Source organism: Streptomyces colwelliae, from assembly GCF_048158785.1.
Classification (GTDB): Bacteria; Actinomycetota; Actinomycetes; order Streptomycetales; family Streptomycetaceae; genus Streptomyces.
The window spans coordinates 1-668 of record NZ_JBLTJC010000878.1 but is presented as its reverse complement, the minus strand read 5'-3'; the positions used below and the strand labels follow the sequence as shown (position 1 = coordinate 668).

Genomic DNA, 668 nt, shown 5'->3' with positions numbered 1-668 from the left:
AGCCGTGGTCGTGGACGGCGAGTGGGGCACGATCGAGGAGATCACCCTGACCTTCCTGACGGTACGGACCTGGGACGAACGCCGGATCACCATGCCGGTGTCGTACTTCACGTCCAAGCCGCCGGCGTCTGGTCGTAGCGGGCCTGGTTTGGTTCGCCGGACTCCGACTCAGCGTGTGTCCTCCTGATCGAGAAGCAGGGTGGCGTCCCGCCAAGTGGTATAGGGGCGATCGTGGTGGGGCCGCAGGTCACAGCCCGTATGACCTTGAACGACTGATCTTCCGATCAGTAGCTCGTCGTGACAGCTCGAAGGTGGCCGCGATTTGCTGGTGATTCTCTGCTCTCCTGCGGGAATGCACAGCGTGACCCATGGTGGTCGGCAGCTAGGGGGAGGGATCCGATGGCTCAGCGTCGGAACAGCAATTGGCAAAGTGAGTACCAGCGGCAACAGCAGGCGATGCAGCGCGCACAACGTCAGCAAGAACAGCAGGCTGAGCGAGCACGCAAGGCCGCCGAGGCGGATCGCAAACGACGGGAGCGGGAGCAGAAGGTCGCGTACGAGCAGCGGCAGGCGGAACTCGCACAGGTTCGAACCATCGGCGTCGAGCATGAAGCGGAGCAGTTACGACAGTTGCTGCGGGACGCCCTGGTAGGGGATGCGCCAGCTTC

At 63.5% G+C, this 668-nt stretch carries 1 protein-coding gene and 1 pseudogene; both read left to right on the top strand.

Going from position 1 to position 668, the window contains the following annotated elements; translation table 11 throughout:
* The coding region (locus tag ACNFOC_RS54955) for a mechanosensitive ion channel domain-containing protein (RefSeq protein ID WP_416966390.1) at nucleotides 1-187 on the top strand (187 nt) is incomplete at its 5' end.
* 212 nt (nucleotides 188-399) lie between these two features.
* Nucleotides 400-668 (top strand): annotated as a pseudogene (locus tag ACNFOC_RS54950) (restriction endonuclease); the annotation flags it as partial.